General features: G+C 45.7%; 17 protein-coding genes. All 17 read left to right on the forward strand.

From position 1 onward, the window contains the following. Positions 1–120: 120 nt before the first annotated feature. The 17 genes from rplS to fliE all read left to right on the forward strand — a co-directional run bounded on the left by rplS (position 121) and on the right by fliE (position 16,466). A complete protein-coding gene (rplS, locus tag ABDB98_RS08240; RefSeq protein ID WP_003154288.1) occupies positions 121–468 on the forward strand; it encodes a 50S ribosomal protein L19 in 348 nt (115 codons plus the stop codon). A gap of 142 nt (positions 469–610) precedes the next feature. Next, a complete protein-coding gene (ylqF, locus tag ABDB98_RS08245) occupies positions 611–1,459 on the forward strand; it encodes a ribosome biogenesis GTPase YlqF (RefSeq protein WP_016936138.1) in 849 nt (282 codons plus the stop codon). 72 nt (positions 1,460–1,531) lie between these two features. Further along, positions 1,532–2,299: a ribonuclease HII gene (locus ABDB98_RS08250; protein WP_060962804.1), complete on the forward strand. Its 768-nt coding sequence runs from the start codon at positions 1,532–1,534 to the stop codon at positions 2,297–2,299. 16 nt (positions 2,300–2,315) lie between these two features. Then, on the forward strand, positions 2,316–4,019 hold the full coding sequence (locus ABDB98_RS08255) for a glycosyl transferase (RefSeq protein WP_438421919.1): 1,704 nt from the start codon (positions 2,316–2,318) through the stop codon (positions 4,017–4,019). After that, positions 4,016–4,297, forward strand: coding sequence for a FlhB-like flagellar biosynthesis protein (locus ABDB98_RS08260; protein WP_045506187.1), 282 nt, complete (start codon positions 4,016–4,018; stop codon positions 4,295–4,297). Before ABDB98_RS08255 ends, ABDB98_RS08260 begins: the two co-directional genes overlap by 4 nt. 174 nt (positions 4,298–4,471) lie before the next feature. Further along, entirely contained in the window at positions 4,472–5,629 is a 1,158-nt protein-coding gene (sucC, locus tag ABDB98_RS08265) for an ADP-forming succinate--CoA ligase subunit beta (RefSeq protein ID WP_016936134.1), read from the forward strand. Between the two features lie 28 nt (positions 5,630–5,657). Then, the gene (gene sucD / locus ABDB98_RS08270) at positions 5,658–6,560 is read left to right on the forward strand and encodes a succinate--CoA ligase subunit alpha (RefSeq protein ID WP_060962801.1); all 903 of its coding nucleotides are present in this window, start codon (positions 5,658–5,660) and stop codon (positions 6,558–6,560) included. Positions 6,561–6,627: 67 nt separating this feature from the next. Next, positions 6,628–7,527: a DNA-processing protein DprA gene (gene dprA / locus ABDB98_RS08275; protein WP_060962800.1), complete on the forward strand. Its 900-nt coding sequence runs from the start codon at positions 6,628–6,630 to the stop codon at positions 7,525–7,527. 181 nt (positions 7,528–7,708) lie between these two features. Further along, positions 7,709–9,784 carry a type I DNA topoisomerase gene (gene topA, locus ABDB98_RS08280; RefSeq protein ID WP_045926121.1) on the forward strand — a complete coding sequence of 692 codons (2,076 nt, stop codon included), beginning with the start codon at positions 7,709–7,711 and terminating at the stop codon, positions 9,782–9,784. 64 nt (positions 9,785–9,848) lie between these two features. After that, the gene (trmFO, locus tag ABDB98_RS08285) at positions 9,849–11,156 is read left to right on the forward strand and encodes an FADH(2)-oxidizing methylenetetrahydrofolate--tRNA-(uracil(54)-C(5))-methyltransferase TrmFO (protein ID WP_016936130.1); all 1,308 of its coding nucleotides are present in this window, start codon (positions 9,849–9,851) and stop codon (positions 11,154–11,156) included. A gap of 69 nt (positions 11,157–11,225) precedes the next feature. Next, positions 11,226–12,143, forward strand: a complete 918-nt coding sequence (xerC, locus tag ABDB98_RS08290) for a tyrosine recombinase XerC (RefSeq protein WP_060962798.1) — start codon at positions 11,226–11,228, stop codon at positions 12,141–12,143. 15 nt (positions 12,144–12,158) lie between these two features. Continuing rightward, a complete protein-coding gene (gene hslV / locus ABDB98_RS08295; protein ID WP_060962797.1) occupies positions 12,159–12,704 on the forward strand; it encodes an ATP-dependent protease subunit HslV in 546 nt (181 codons plus the stop codon). A 16-nt stretch (positions 12,705–12,720) separates the two neighbouring features. Further along, positions 12,721–14,124 (forward strand): HslU--HslV peptidase ATPase subunit, encoded by a 1,404-nt coding sequence (hslU, locus tag ABDB98_RS08300; protein WP_060962796.1) that lies wholly within the window; start codon positions 12,721–12,723, stop codon positions 14,122–14,124. Between the two features lie 37 nt (positions 14,125–14,161). Further along, on the forward strand, positions 14,162–14,941 hold the full coding sequence (codY, locus tag ABDB98_RS08305; RefSeq protein WP_013352252.1) for a GTP-sensing pleiotropic transcriptional regulator CodY: 780 nt from the start codon (positions 14,162–14,164) through the stop codon (positions 14,939–14,941). A gap of 352 nt (positions 14,942–15,293) precedes the next feature. Continuing rightward, positions 15,294–15,683: a flagellar basal body rod protein FlgB gene (gene flgB / locus ABDB98_RS08310; protein WP_016936126.1), complete on the forward strand. Its 390-nt coding sequence runs from the start codon at positions 15,294–15,296 to the stop codon at positions 15,681–15,683. Then, positions 15,683–16,135, forward strand: coding sequence for a flagellar basal body rod protein FlgC (gene flgC, locus ABDB98_RS08315; RefSeq protein ID WP_016936125.1), 453 nt, complete (start codon positions 15,683–15,685; stop codon positions 16,133–16,135). The genes flgB and flgC overlap by 1 nt, the downstream gene beginning before the upstream one ends. A gap of 10 nt (positions 16,136–16,145) precedes the next feature. Beyond that, positions 16,146–16,466 carry a flagellar hook-basal body complex protein FliE gene (gene fliE / locus ABDB98_RS08320; protein WP_060962795.1) on the forward strand — a complete coding sequence of 107 codons (321 nt, stop codon included), beginning with the start codon at positions 16,146–16,148 and terminating at the stop codon, positions 16,464–16,466. Positions 16,467–16,500: the final 34 nt, after the last annotated feature.

The following is a 16,500-nucleotide window of genomic DNA, read 5'->3' on the forward strand; positions in this document are numbered from 1 at the left end:
AAGATATGATAAGATACTACTTGTGGCTTAAGAAGGCTTATCCTTCAAAAGCTTGAAAACGATGTTCCGCTGTGCCTTGCAGTTGTGGCTAAGAGCATCTGTTGGAAGGAGTTGAAAACGATGCAAAAACTAATTCAAGATATCACAAAAGAACAGCTTCGCACTGATCTTCCTGCGTTCCGTCCTGGTGACACTTTACGTGTACACGTAAAAGTTGTTGAGGGTAACCGTGAGCGTATCCAGATCTTCGAAGGTGTTGTGATCAAGCGTCGTGGTGGTGGAATCAGCGAAACGTTCACAGTTCGTAAGATTTCTTACGGTGTTGGCGTTGAACGTACATTCCCTGTACACACACCAAAAATCGCGAAAATCGAAGTTGTACGTTACGGTAAAGTACGTCGCGCTAAGCTTTACTACTTGCGTGAACTTCGCGGAAAAGCGGCTCGTATTAAAGAAATCAGACGATAATGATAACGAACGAAAAGAGCTTGTTACCCGTAACAGGCTCTTTTTTTATATGACATTTGTAAAAGCGGAACAAGCAACGTAAAATACATAAGAGATCACCGGGACATACAGTTCCGGCAAATAAGGCAGGTGTCGAAGTCACATGACCATTCAATGGTTCCCGGGCCATATGGCTAAAGCGAGACGGGAAGTAACAGAAAAACTGAAATTAATTGATATCGTCTACGAATTGGTGGATGCGAGAATACCGATGTCATCGAGAAATCCGATGATTGAGGAAATTTTAAAAAATAAGCCGCGCATTATGCTTTTAAATAAAGCCGATAAGGCCGATGCGGCTGTAACGGCCCAATGGAAGGATCACTTTCAGGGACAGGGGATTCCCTCTCTTTCAATAAATTCCGTTAACGGACAGGGGCTGCATCAAATCGTGCCGTCCTCGAAAGAACTGCTGAAAGATAAGTTCGATAAAATGAAAGCAAAAGGCATTAAGCCAAGAGCGATCCGCGCATTAATCATCGGCATTCCGAACGTCGGGAAATCGACGCTCATCAACCGTCTGGCCAAAAAAAATATTGCCAAGACGGGAGACAGGCCCGGCATTACCACTTCCCAGCAGTGGGTAAAGGTAGGCAAGGAATTAGAGCTGCTCGATACACCGGGGATTTTATGGCCTAAATTTGAAGACGAGCTTGTCGGTTTGCGCCTGGCGATCACCGGGGCGATTAAAGATTCCATTATCAACCTGCAGGATGTGGCCATTTTCGGGCTGCGCTTTCTGGAAGAGCATTATCCAGACCGCTTAAAGGAGCGTTACGGACTTCAGGAAATCCCTGAGGATATCGCCGCTCTTTTTGACGCGATCGGTGAAAAACGCGGCTGTTTAATGGGCGGCGGACTGATTGACTACGATAAAACGACAGAAGTCATCATCCGGGACATCCGGACGGAAAAGTTCGGCAGGCTTTCATTTGAAACGCCATCAGAATAAAGACGCGCAGCGATGCGGGTCTTTATTTTTTCCGCAGAATACCGATATACATAATGTAAGGGAGAAGAGAACGTGAATACATTAACCGTAAAAAGCGTAAAAGAACGCCTGCAAGAGGTCAAAGATGAAAGAGACCCCTTCCTTGCCCAATGTGAAAAAGATCCGAGAAAAAGCGTACAGACGCTTTTAGAGCAATGGCTGAAAAAACACGCGAAGGAAAAAGCCCTTAAAGAGCAGTGGCTGAACATGACGGCATACGAAAGGCTGTCATACAAAAAGGGTTTCCGCCTGATTGCAGGCGTTGACGAAGCGGGAAGAGGGCCGCTTGCCGGACCGGTTGTCGCCGGTGCTGTCATTTTGCCGGCAGAATGCGAGATTCTCGGGCTCACGGACTCGAAGAAACTGTCGGAAAAGAAGCTCGGGGAGTATTACGATCGGATTACGGAAGAAGCCGCAGCGATAGGAGTAGGCATTGTCCATGCGGATGTCATTGACCGGATCAACATTTATGAGGCCGCGAGACTCGCGATGGTAAAAGCGGTCAATGCTTTATCGGAAACACCTGATTATCTGCTTGCAGATGCCATGACGCTTCCGCTTGACATTCCGCAGTCATCTGTTATAAAAGGGGATGCCAAAAGCGTATCAATTGCCGCCGGAGCCTGCATTGCTAAAGTAACGCGGGACCGTCTCATGGCGGAATACGCCAAAACCTATCCCATGTACGGCTTTGAAAAAAATAAAGGCTACGGAACGAAAGAACATCTTGAAGCTCTTCAGGCATACGGACCGACAAATATTCACCGAAAAACATTCGCTCCCGTTCAATCTTATTGTTAGAAAAGAGGCTTAAGACATGAACATAAGCGGCGAAATCCAAGCGGCTTTCAGACAGCTGACGGCGGAAATCTCTCAGGATCGGCAAGACGGCGGTAAAGACAGCGGCGAAAAAAGACTGCTGTTAGGGAAGGTTCTCCGTTTGCTGGACGATCAAAGCGCGCTTATCCAAATCGGCGGCCGGACGATGCAGGGAAAGCTTGAAACCGCCCTCCGTCCTCAGGCGTATTACTGGTTTTCTTATGACAGACAGCCGGCGGAAAAAATGGGCCGGCTTCATGTTGTTGACCAATTTGAAGGAAGCCCGAAAACCGTTCAGGAAGCGGCGGGAAGACTGTTAAACGCTCTTTCCGTCAAACCGAACCCGGTATCTCTGCAGATTGCCGAAACGTTTATGCAGCAGAAGCTCCCAATGACGGAAAACAGCCTCAAAGCCTGCATCCGCTGGGCTGAATCGCTTCCGGCCGCCGAATCGAAAAAGGCGGCAGAAACAATCGTATTTGCGCTGAAACGGGAACTGCCCGCGCATGCGGAAGTCTTGTCAGCCATTCATGCCGTTAAATATCCGGTTCCGGCCCGCCGCCTTCTATCCGGACTGCTTCAGGCAATCAACCAGGCTCCGCAATCGGCAAAAGAGCTGTCCGCGCTTCAAGAGGCGGTTTCTGACGTGTTAGACGCGGAAACGGATCTTCATGCTGAGCGCCTCTTGAAGAAGCTTGCCGAGGCCGCACGCATGCCGATTTCAGAAACCGGGACGATGAATAAAGGAGAACGGACGGAATTAAAACAATCACCAATTGTCCGAGAGACTCGTGAAAACGTAAAGGCAGTCTCAAGCCGCCCTTCTCCTCCACGTGCCCGGACAGATACGGAGCTGCCTGAAAAAGCGGCAAGACAGCTTATCGAAAAATTAATGACATCGGCAGAAAAGAATGAAAACCGTCCCGTAAAAGAAACAGCGGACATCATCAAGGCTTTCATTTCTCAAGAAAAAACATCCAAAACAGCACTTGTTCTCCAAAACGTACATCTGACAGAACAGGAGGCGGCTGTTTTCGAAAAAGCCGTTCAGCTTACTGAACTGAAATATGCAGAAAAACATGACGTATTAAGCCTTTTGCAAAGAATCAAAAAAGGGCTGGGCACCCGTGATGAATTATCATTCATTACAGCGCTTGAAAAAGGCGTGACTCCGCAGCCGGAGAAACAAGCGCTAAAAACGGCTCTCCACGCCGTCCGGACGCTCCAAGACGCGCCCCAATCCGTTAAACAAGAGGCGGAACCGCTCATTCATAAATTAAACGGGCAGCTGTTTATTGAGCAGCAGAACCCATCTTTTACACAGATGGTGCTGTCATTTCCGCTGGGAGCGTCCGCATATGAGAATGACATCACAGTTCTCTTTAAAGGACGAAAGAAGCCGGACGGAAAACTCGATCCGTCACATTGCAGGCTTCTGTTTTTGCTGCACCTTGAAACGCTGCAAGAAACCGTCGTAGACTGTATGGTTCAGCAAAATGTAATGACCATTACGGTTGAAACCGATTTTGAGCTTCAGGCGGCCATCGACCCTCTCGTACCGGCTTTAAAAGAGGCTGTAAAAGAAACGGGGTTCAGCCTGTCGGGCGTTACGGCTAAAAAGCGGCGACCGAAAGACCAGAGCGCTCTTGTGGAAGAGTTTATAGAAAAAGACGGCGGACGAAAAGTGGATGTGAAAATATGAAAGAGCAAACACCGTTAAGAAGAGCTGTCGCCCTGCATTACGACCGGCAGAAAGACCAAGCTCCGAAGGTTATCGCGACAGGCAGGGGGCATGTCGCGGAAAATATCATAAAAGAAGCTGAGAAGGCGGGGGTTCCAATTCAGGAAGACAGAACCCTTGTCGAATTAATGCGCCATTTGACGGTTGACGATCAGATACCGGAAGCGCTTTATGAGACCGTTGCTGAAATTTTTTCATTTGTTTACCGACTGGATGAAAGCCTGAAAAACGAAAAATAAGGAACATTCATTTCCCAGACTCCGTATAAATTTATATTTTCAATAAAATAAAAGTTAGAATGTTCGGAAGGATATAAAGATTTTGTTTTGAACCCTAGACAATTCTTCCAGTATTATATAGAATGAAAGCGCAGTCTATTTTTAGTTTTGCTACATAAGTTAGGAGGATGGGAAATGAATATCCATGAGTACCAGGGAAAAGAAGTCCTCAGAAAATACGGGGTGTCTGTTCCTGAAGGTAAAGTGGCTTTTACAGCAGAGGAAGCAGTTGAAAAAGCAGAGAGCCTGTCAAGCTCGGTTTATGTCGTAAAGGCGCAAATCCATGCTGGCGGCCGCGGCAAAGCTGGTGGGGTAAAGATTGCAAAAACAATAGATGAAGTGAAGGGGTATGCCGAAGAACTGTTAGGCAAGACGCTCGTCACCCATCAAACGGGTCCGGACGGACAAGTAATAAAACGCTTACTTATTGAAGAAGGCTGCGATATTAAAAAGGAATACTATGTCGGGCTTGTGCTTGACCGCGCCACTTCAAGAATCGTTTTAATGGCGTCTGAAGAAGGCGGAACGGAGATTGAAGAAGTAGCGGAAAAAACACCTGAAAAAATTAAAAAAGCGGTTATTGATCCGGCTGTCGGCCTTCAAGGCTATCAGGCAAGGGAAATTGCATTCGCAATTAACATCCCGAAAGAGCTTGTCGGCAAAGCCGCTAAATTTATGCTCGGTTTATATAAAGCATTTGTTGAGAAGGACTGCTCTATCGCAGAGATCAACCCTCTCGTCGTCACGGGAGACGGAAACGTCATGGCGCTCGATGCTAAGCTGAACTTTGACAGCAATGCGTTATACAGACAAAAAGATATTATGGAATACAGAGATTTAGATGAAGAAGATCCGAAAGAAATCGAAGCGTCAAAATACGATCTGAGCTACATTTCCCTTGATGGAAATATCGGCTGTATGGTAAACGGCGCGGGTCTTGCAATGTCTACAATGGATATCATTAAACACTACGGCGGAGAACCTGCAAACTTCCTGGATGTCGGGGGCGGCGCAACCGCTGAAAAAGTAACGGAAGCTTTTAAAATCATTCTTTCCGATCAAAACGTAAAAGGAATTTTCGTCAATATTTTCGGAGGCATCATGAAGTGTGATGTCATCGCCGAGGGTGTTGTTGAAGCGACGAGACAAGTCGGATTGACATTGCCGCTGGTCGTGCGCCTTGAAGGGACAAACGTAGATTTAGGAAAGAAAATCCTGAATGAATCAGGCTTAAACATTACATCTGCGGAATCAATGGCAGACGGCGCGCAGAAAATCGTATCCTTAGTTTAGGAAAGAATGAAAGGCAGGGGACCAGATAATGAGTGTTTTTATCAATAAAGATACGAGAGTTATTGTACAGGGGATTACAGGTTCTACCGCTTTATTTCATACAAAGCAGATGCTGGAATACGGCACGAATATCGTTGGCGGTGTAACACCTGGCAAAGGCGGAACGGAGGCAGAAGGCGTACCGGTATTCAATACGGTCGCAGAAGCAGTTCATACAACAGGCGCTGATGCGTCAGTCATTTACGTGCCGGCTCCGTTTGCGGCGGACGCAATTATGGAAGCGGTTGACGCGGAAATTGATCTTGTCATTTGTATCACTGAGCACATTCCGGTTTTGGACATGGTGAAAGTGAAGCGCTTTATGGAAGGCAAGAAAACGAGATTAATAGGGCCGAACTGCCCGGGTGTTATTACGCCTGAAGAATGCAAAATCGGCATTATGCCGGGATACATTCATAAGAAGGGGCATGTAGGCGTTGTATCCCGTTCGGGTACATTGACATACGAGGCCGTCCATCAGCTTTCAGAAGCCGGCTTAGGCCAATCTACCGCTGTAGGAATCGGCGGTGATCCGGTCAACGGCACGAACTTTATTGACGTGTTAAAAGCGTTCAATGAAGATCCTGAAACACATGCCGTCATCATGATCGGAGAAATCGGCGGCACGGCTGAAGAGGAAGCGGCTGAGTGGGTGAAAGCAAACATGACGAAGCCTGTTGTCGGCTTTATCGGCGGTAAAACCGCTCCTCCGGGAAAACGCATGGGCCATGCGGGCGCCATCATCTCCGGAGGAAAAGGCACGGCAGAAGAAAAAGTCAAAACGATGAACGCCTGCGGGATTGAAGTGGCGGAAACCCCTTCTGTAATGGGCGAAACGCTGATTAAGGTGTTAAAAGAAAAAGGCTTATTTGAAACGTGCAAAACTCACTGAACGAAGCAGGGGCAGCCGTAACGGCTGTTCCTGTTTTTACTGTAAAAAAAAGAGGAGGTTGCCAGATTTGGATCAAGCATCGCGCTGTTTAATGGTCTGCAGTATCAATCAAATTATTTCCCCGTCTCTTCTATTAAAATGGTGGAAAGCTGATCACTCCCTGTCTTTTTTACGGGACCCGCATCCATTAACCGTTTTATCAGAAGGGAAAACAGCTCCGAAAGCCATTTTTCGAGAAATAGAGCGCAAGGATCCGGAACTCGATGAAGTTCTGTCCGAATACCGCCGCGAAGGCATTACTGTCATCCCGATTTCATCAAGCCGCTATCCTTCATGGCTTAAAACGATTTATGATCCGCCCGTCGTCTTGTTTGCAAAAGGGAACACGCAGCTTCTTGAAAAAGGCCGAAAAATTGGGATTGTGGGCACGCGGAAACCGACGGAAGACGGAATAAAAGCGGTTGGGCATCTTACCGCCGAACTCTCAAAAAAAGGCTGGGTCATCGTAAGCGGGCTTGCATCCGGCATAGACGGATTGTCTCATAAGGCGAGCATCAGGGCAAAAGGGCTTACGATCGGCGTGATAGCCGGCGGATTCCATCACATTTATCCCCGGGAAAATCTCCTGTTAGCAGAATACATGGCTGAACACCACCTCCTACTCTCAGAACATCCTCCTGAAACAAAGCCGAAAAAGTGGCACTTTCCGATGAGAAACCGTATAATCAGCGGATTAAGTGAAGGAATTGTAGTCGTGCAGGGAAAAGAAAAAAGCGGTTCATTAATCACAGCTTACCAGGCCCTCGATCAAGGGAGAGAGGTATTTGCCGTTCCCGGTTCCATATTTAATCCATATTCCGGAGGACCTATAAAACTCATTCAAGAAGGGGCGAAAGCTGTATTGTGCGCAGAGGATATTGACGGAGAGCTGACCGCCCGATGCGTTCAGTATACGGAACCCTTTTGAAATATCGTTTGACAAACGGTATTGTAATATTTAATAATAGTGAGGATTTAAAGTTGCATATTATTTTCATGTATAAAATGACGTTCATCATAAAGAATGAAATGTTGAAAGCCATAAAAAGGCAGCTCTAAAATGAATTGATACTTGAAAAGAGAGAGAACACCTCTTGAGGGGGATGAAAATGTCTGATTATCTAGTCATCGTCGAATCGCCGGCAAAGGCGAAAACGATTGAACGTTATTTAGGAAAGAAATATAAAGTCAAAGCTTCAATGGGACATGTCCGGGATCTTCCAAAAAGTCAAATGGGAGTTGACATCGAACAGAACTTTGAACCGAAATATATTACGATCCGCGGAAAAGGCCCTGTTTTAAAAGAATTAAAAACAGCGGCAAAGAAAGCAAAAAAAGTCTATCTCGCGGCCGACCCCGACAGAGAAGGGGAAGCGATTGCATGGCATCTCGCGCACAGTCTTGATCTGGATCTCAACTCTGACTGCCGGGTCGTCTTTAATGAAATAACAAAAGACGCCATTAAGGAATCATTTAAACATCCGCGCATGATTAACATGGATCTTGTCGATGCGCAGCAGGCGCGCCGCATACTAGACCGGCTCGTCGGATACAAAATCAGCCCGATTCTTTGGAAAAAAGTAAAAAAAGGCCTCAGTGCGGGCCGCGTGCAATCCGTTGCGCTCCGGATTATCATTGACCGGGAAAAGGAAATCAACGACTTTAAACCTGAAGAGTACTGGACGATTACCGGCTCATTTCTAAAAGGAAAAGAGACGTTTGAAGCCGGCTTTTTCGGAAAAAACGGCAAAAAGCTTCCTTTAAAAAGCGAAGAAGACGTAAAAGCCGTTCTTGCTGAGCTGAAAGGCAATAAGTATACAGTAGACAAGGTTACGAAAAAAGAGCGGAAACGAAATCCCGCTCTGCCGTTTACAACGTCCACCCTGCAGCAGGAGGCAGCAAGGAAGCTGAATTTCAGAGCGAAGAAAACGATGATGATCGCTCAGCAATTATATGAAGGAATTGATCTCGGCAAAGAAGGTACAGTCGGACTCATCACGTATATGAGAACGGACTCAACGAGGATTTCCAACACAGCCGTTGAAGAGGCGTCAGCTTTTATTGATCAGGCGTACGGAAAAGAGTACTTAGCGGGAAAACGGAAACCGGCAAAGAAAAATGAAAACGCTCAAGATGCCCACGAAGCGATCCGCCCGACTTCAGTACTCAGAAAACCTGCTGATTTAAAAGCGGTGCTTGGCAGAGACCAGCTCAGATTATACAAGCTGATTTGGGAGCGCTTTGTTGCAAGTCAGATGGCGCCAGCCGTTCTGGATACGATGAGTGTCGATCTCAGCAATAACGGATTGACATTCCGGGCAAACGGAAGTAAAGTCAAATTCGCCGGCTTCATGAAAGTCTATGTAGAGGGTAAAGACGATCAGCTGGAAGAAAAAGACCGCATGCTTCCGGACCTTAAAGAGGGAGACACGGTTTTGTCGAAAGATATTGAGCCAGAGCAGCACTTTACTCAGCCGCCGCCGCGTTACACAGAGGCGCGCTTGGTAAAAACGCTTGAAGAACTCGGTATCGGCCGTCCTTCCACATATGCGCCGACTCTTGACACGATCCAGCGGCGCGGTTACGTGGCATTAGACAATAAACGGTTTGTGCCGACTGAGCTCGGACAGATTGTACTGGATCTCATCATGGAGTTTTTCCCGGAAATCATTAACGTTGAATTCACGGCAAAAATGGAAAGAGACCTTGACCATGTTGAAGACGGTCAGACAGAATGGGTTCAAATCATTGACAGCTTCTATTCCGATTTCGAAAAGCGTGTGAAAAAAGCGGAAGCCGAAATGAAAGAAGTGGAAATTGAACCTGAATACGCCGACGAAGATTGTGAGTTATGCGGCTCCCGGATGGTTTATAAAATGGGCCGGTACGGCAAATTCATGGCGTGCTCCAACTTCCCTGACTGCCGGAATACTAAACCGATTGTTAAACAAATCGGCGTGAAATGTCCTAAGTGTCATGAAGGAAACATTGTCGAACGAAAATCAAAAAAGAAACGCGTCTTTTACGGCTGTGACCGTTATCCTGACTGTGACTTCGTATCTTGGGACAAACCGATTGAACGAAAATGCCCGAAATGTGAAAATATGCTCGTAGAGAAAAAGCTTAAAAAAGGCATACAAGTCCAATGCGTCGAATGCGATTATAAGGAAGAACCACAGAAGTAGCGGTGAGCAGAGCCTTGCTCACCTTCTTTGTGTGGAAGTAACAAACAACAGGAGATGAAAAGAAATGAACCAGCAAACAGTTAATGTAATCGGAGCAGGTCTTGCCGGAAGTGAAGCGGCATGGCAGCTTGCAAAACGAGGAATTCAAGTAAAACTATATGAAATGCGGCCCGTAAAGCAGACGGCAGCCCATCATACTGATAAATTTGCCGAACTGGTATGCAGCAACTCCCTCCGTTCAAATACGCTTGCCAATGCGGTAGGCGTATTAAAGGAAGAAATGCGGGCGCTTGACTCAGCAATCATTCAATCTGCTGATAAATGTTCGGTTCCGGCAGGGGGAGCGCTTGCCGTTGACCGTCATGAATTTGCGCAAAGCGTGACGGATCTCGTGAAAAACCATCCGAACGTAACGGTGCTTACTGAGGAAGTAACAGAAATTCCGGAAGGTCCGACAGTTATTGCGACCGGACCGCTTACGTCAGAATCGCTTTCACAGCAGCTGAAAGAACTCACCGGAGAAGAGTACCTGTATTTTTATGACGCGGCGGCGCCGATTGTTGAAAAAGACAGCCTTGATATGGATAAAGTGTACTTAAAATCCCGTTATGACAAGGGAGAAGCGGCATACTTAAACTGCCCGATGACAGAAGAAGAGTTTGACCGTTTCTATGAAGCGCTGACGACGGCTGAGACGGTTCCGTTAAAAGAATTCGAAAAAGAAATTTTCTTTGAAGGCTGCATGCCGATTGAGGTCATGGCGAAAAGAGGCAAGAAAACGATGCTGTTCGGGCCGATGAAACCGGTCGGACTGGAAGATCCTAAAACAGGCAAGCGGCCTTATGCAGTCGTGCAGCTCAGACAGGATGACGCGGCGGGAACGCTATATAATATTGTAGGTTTTCAGACACATTTAAAATGGGGAGACCAAAAAGAAGTGCTTAAACTGATCCCCGGACTTGAAAATGTTGACATTGTCAGATACGGCGTCATGCACAGAAACACATTTATCAACTCGCCTAGTCTCTTGAACCCGACATATCAATTTAAACAGCGGAACGACCTGTTTTTCGCGGGCCAAATGACCGGCGTAGAAGGTTATGTTGAATCTGCAGCTTCAGGCCTTGTGGCGGGAATCAATGCGGCCAAACTTGTGCTCGGTCAGGACCTTGTGACATTCCCTCAGGAGACGGCGATCGGAAGCATGGCTCATTACATTACGACGACGAACCAGAAGAACTTCCAGCCGATGAACGCAAACTTCGGTCTGTTAAAAGAACTGCCTGTTAAAATTAAAAACAAAAAAGAACGAAATGAAGAATACGCTAAACGCGCAATTGAGACTATTCAAACTATTTCGAAAACGATATAGCTTTTCATTGCAACTTCAATGCATTATATGATACCATTTAAAAGCCCTTCGGAGAGGGAGGTCATAATAATGGCGGAGAATGTTAACTTTTTTTTAAAGTTATTCGTTGAATATTTACAAATTGAAAAAAATTATTCACAATATACTATTGTGAATTATGTTAATTCGATTGAAGAATTTGGGATGTTTCTGCATGCTCAAAATATAAATGGATTGAAAGAAGCTGCATATCATGATGTGAGAATATTTTTGACAGAAGCTTATGAAAAAGGCCTGTCAAGAAAAACAATCAGCAAGAAGATTTCAGCTTTGAGAAGCTTCTATAAATTTTTGATGAGGGAAAAGCTTGTTGAAGAGAATCCGTTTCAGCTTGTTCATCTGCCGAAACAAGAGAAACGGATTCCGAAGTTTCTTTATGAAAAAGAACTTGAGGAACTATTCGCTGTTTCAGACAGAAGCAAGCCGTCAGGGATGCGCGATCAGGCCTTGCTTGAGCTTCTATATGCGACCGGAATGAGGGTCAGTGAGTGCTGTACGCTCACTGTCGGCGATCTTGACTTATCTATGGATACGGTGCTCGTTCACGGGAAAGGCAGGAAGCAGCGCTACATCCCGTTCGGCTCATATGCCCGTGATGCGCTGGAGCTGTATATCAATAGCGGAAGGCCGTGCCTGCTTGAAAAAGCAAAAGAGCCTCATGATTTGCTGTTTGTCAATCAAAGAGGCGGTCAACTTACCGCCAGAGGCATCCGGTATATTTTAAGCGGGCTTGTAAAAAAGGCATCCGGCACTTTACATATACACCCGCATATGCTTCGGCATACGTTTGCGACCCATCTGCTGAATGAAGGGGCTGACTTAAGAAGCGTCCAGGAGCTTTTGGGCCATTCTAATCTGTCTTCCACGCAGATATACACGCATGTATCGAAGGAAATGCTGAGAAACACATATATGTCCCACCATCCGAGAGCTTTTAAAGAAAATTAAAAGGAGGCCCTTCTCATGTCATCTTTTCATGCGACAACGATTTTTGCCGTCCAGCATAAAGGAAAAAGCGCTATGTCAGGAGACGGCCAGGTCACATTCGGTCAGGCTGTAGTCATGAAACATACTGCGAGAAAAGTGAGAAAGCTGTTTAACGGAAAGGTTCTGGCCGGCTTCGCGGGATCTGTTGCAGACGCTTTCACACTTTTTGAAATGTTTGAGGCGAAGCTTGAAGAATACAACGGCAATTTAAAACGTGCGTCCGTTGAGCTTGCGAAAGAATGGCGCAGCGATAAAGTGCTGCGCAAGCTGGAAGCCATGCTGATTGTCATGAACCAGGATACCTTGCTTCTCGTATCGGGAACAGGTGAAGTGATTGAGCCGGATGACGGCATTTTGGCAATCGGCTCCGGCGGAAACTACGCCCTGTCAGCAGGAAGAGCGCTGAAAACTTATGCCGGAGAAAACCTGTCCGCCAAAGAAATTGCAAAAGCCGCTTTGAAAATCGCAGGCGAGATTTGTGTGTACACAAACGATCAGATCATTTTGGAAGAACTTGAATAGAAAGGACTTGAGGCTCATGGAAAACAAACCGTTAACACCGAGACAAATCGTAGATCGGTTGGATCAATACATTGTAGGACAGCAGGATGCAAAAAAAGCTGTCGCCGTGGCATTAAGAAACCGCTATCGCAGAAGTCTTCTTGATGAAAAACTGAGAGATGAGATCGTTCCCAAAAACATCCTGATGATGGGTCCGACAGGGGTGGGGAAAACAGAAATCGCCAGACGGATCGCCAAGCTTACCGGTGCGCCATTTATAAAAATTGAAGCGACAAAATTTACAGAAGTCGGCTATGTAGGCAGAGATGTCGAATCAATGGTCAGAGACCTTGTTGAGACATCCGTGCGGCTCATTAAAGAAGAAAAAATCAGCGAAGTGAAAGAACAGGCTGAAGAAAATGCAAACAAACGCATTGTGCGGCTTCTCGTACCGGGAAAGAAAAAACAAGCGGGTGTGAAAAATCCGTTTGAAATGCTTTTCGGAGGAAGCCAGCCGTCAAGCGATGATGAAAGCGATCAGCAGGAAGAAGCGAGCCTTGAAGAGAAAAGAAAGCGCATGGCGCATCAGCTCGCATTGGGAGAGCTCGAAGACCATTACGTCTCCGTAGAGGTGGAAGAGCAGCAGCCGTCGATGTTTGACATGCTGCAAGGCTCCGGCATGGAGCAGATGGGCATGAATATGCAGGATGCGCTGAGCAATCTGATGCCTAAAAAGAAGAAACGCCGCAAAATGACGGTCAGAGAGGCAAGAAAGATTCTGACCAATGAAGAGGCAAGCAAATTAATCGATATGGATGAAGTCAGCCAAGAGGCCGTGTTAAGAGCTGAAGAGGGCGGCATCATTTTTATTGACGAAATAGATAAAATCGCAAAAAACGGAGGAGCTTCTTCCTCAGCCGATGTCTCGAGAGAGGGCGTCCAAAGGGATATCCTTCCGATTGTCGAGGGCTCGACCGTCGTCACGAAATACGGCTCCGTCAAAACCGACCACGTGCTGTTTATAGCCGCCGGGGCATTCCATATGGCCAAACCGTCTGATCTGATTCCGGAGCTGCAGGGGCGCTTTCCGATTCGTGTAGAACTGAGCAAGCTGACGGTGGATGATTTTGTGAAAATTCTCGTTGAACCTGATAATGCGCTGTTAAAACAATATCAGGCTTTATTGCAGACAGAAGGTATATCTCTTGAATTTTCTGACGAAGCTATTCGTAAGATCGCCGAAGTGGCTTATCATGTGAATCAGGATACGGACAACATCGGAGCAAGAAGGCTTCACACGATATTGGAACGTCTCTTAGAGGACCTGTCGTTTGAAGCGCCGGACGTGACGATGGAAAAAGTCGCCATCACGCCGCAATACGTTGAAGAAAAGCTCGGATCGATTGCAAACAACAAAGATCTAAGTCAATTTATATTGTGAAAATTTAATAAGAGGAATTCTAGGAGGATTATTTAACATGGCTTTACTACAAAAAACACGAATTATTAACAGCATGCTGCAGGCTGCGGCAGGCAAACCGGTAAACTTTAAAGAAATGGCAGAAACGCTTCGCGACGTCATTGATTCTAATATTTTCGTCGTCAGCCGCAGAGGAAAGCTTTTGGGCTACTCTATTAATCAGCAGATCGAAAATGACCGCATGAAAAAAATGCTTGAAGACCGCCAGTTCCCGGAAGAGTACACGAAAAACCTGTTCAACGTTCCGGAGACGTCTTCAAACCTTGATATCAATAGCGAATATACGGCTTTCCCTGTTGAAAACAGAGACCTGTTCCAAGCAGGCTTAACGACGATTGTGCCGATTATCGGAGGAGGAGAGCGCCTGGGCACATTGATCCTGTCCCGTCTGCAGGACCAATTTGAAGATGATGATCTCATTCTTGCTGAATACGGAGCAACCGTTGTAGGAATGGAGATTTTAAGAGAAAAAGCAGAAGAGATCGAAGAAGAAGCGCGAAGCAAAGCAGTTGTTCAAATGGCGATCAGTTCTTTGTCTTACAGTGAACTTGAAGCGATTGAGCATATCTTTGAAGAGCTTGACGGAAACGAAGGCTTACTTGTGGCAAGTAAGATTGCCGACCGTGTAGGCATTACCCGTTCAGTCATCGTTAACGCGCTGAGAAAGCTCGAAAGCGCCGGCGTTATTGAATCCAGATCACTGGGAATGAAGGGGACTTACATTAAAGTTCTGAACAACAAATTCCTTATTGAATTGGAAAACCTAAAATCTCATTAATCCCAAAGCAGGATCCCTAAAAGCGGGGGTCCTGCTTTTTTTATGGACAATAGGTGAAAAGTTGCAGTTTAAAGTTGATTATTGGTATCTGATTTGAGATAATCCATCTTGCTGTGTGAAAAATGGGGAAGATACAGAAATTCGGCTATTTTCAGTCTTATATTAATCAAATGCTTGTAGTCCAAATACTCTAGGACTTAATACCTATGTACAAAATAGATACAAATGAGCACTTTTTTTTAGCCTAACTTCATAGACTTTAAGCCTGTTATTTCTTACAATAAGCATATGGTTTTACAATTCTCGACAAGGATTTTTAGGAGAAAAATATCTGAAATGGAGGTAAGTGGATTTGGACTTATTTTCTGGAACTATACAAAATCTTGAGAATGCCTTGGGGAGAGCGGACATTAAGCAAAAAGTCTTAACTAATAATATCGCCAATATAGATACACCGAACTATAAGGCAAAAAAAGTCTCTTTCCGAAATTTGTTAGATCAGGAAACATCCAATCTTGAGGCTGTAAAAACCGACTATCGACACGTTGACTTTACGGATTCGGGGGACGATTATTCCATCGTGTCCAGCGGTGATACATCGTACCAGCAAAACGGAAACAATGTCGATATCGACAAAGAAATGACAGATTTAGCCGAAAACCAAATTAATTATCAAGCTTTGGTTGAAAGAATGAGCGGCAAATTCAATTCCCTGAAAACAGTCTTGACAGGAGGAAAATAATGAGTGGCTTTCAAAGCTTAAATATTTCTGGGTCTGCTTTAACTGCACAGCGTGTCCGGATGGACGTGGTATCGTCCAACCTGGCCAATATGGACACAACGAGAGCGAAGCAGGTCAATGGCGAGTGGGTGCCTTACAGAAGAAAGCTGGTTTCTCTCCAATCCGGAGGCGAATCATTTTCGTCCCTTTTAAATTCCAAGATGAACGGAATCGGAAACGCCGGAAATGGCGTAAAGGTATCTTCGATTACGGAAGACCCATCCGCTTTTAATCTCGTTTACGATCCGGAAAATCCCGATGCGAATAAAGACGGATATGTACAAAAACCCAATGTAGACCCATTAAAGGAAATGGTGGATCTTGTCAGCAGCACGAGATCATATGAAGCAAACGTGACGGCATTGAACGCCTCCAAAGGCATGCTTTTAAAGGCTTTAGAAATCGGAAAGTAAGGTGATGTAAGTGGTTAACGCTATTACTCCTTTTCAGCTTCAACAAACCCAAAACACTCAAAACGTAACGAATCAATTAAATCAAGCTCAAAAAACTGATTCTTCAAATCAAACAAGCTTTTCGGAGCTTTTAAAAAACTCGATTGATTCGTTAAATGAGTCGCAAGTGCAATCTGACCAAATAACGAACGAACTGGCTGCAGGAAAGGATGTAAACCTTGACGAGGTCATGATCGCTGCCCAAAAAGCAAATATTTCTCTGACGGCCGCTACCGAATTCCGCAATAAAGCCGTGGAAGCCTATCAGGAAATCATGAGAATGCAGATGTAGTGGTGGTCAGATGAAAGAGAATGACTGGAATGAC

This window comes from Bacillus siamensis (genome assembly GCF_051628075.1).
Lineage (GTDB): Bacteria > Bacillota > Bacilli > Bacillales > Bacillaceae > Bacillus > Bacillus siamensis.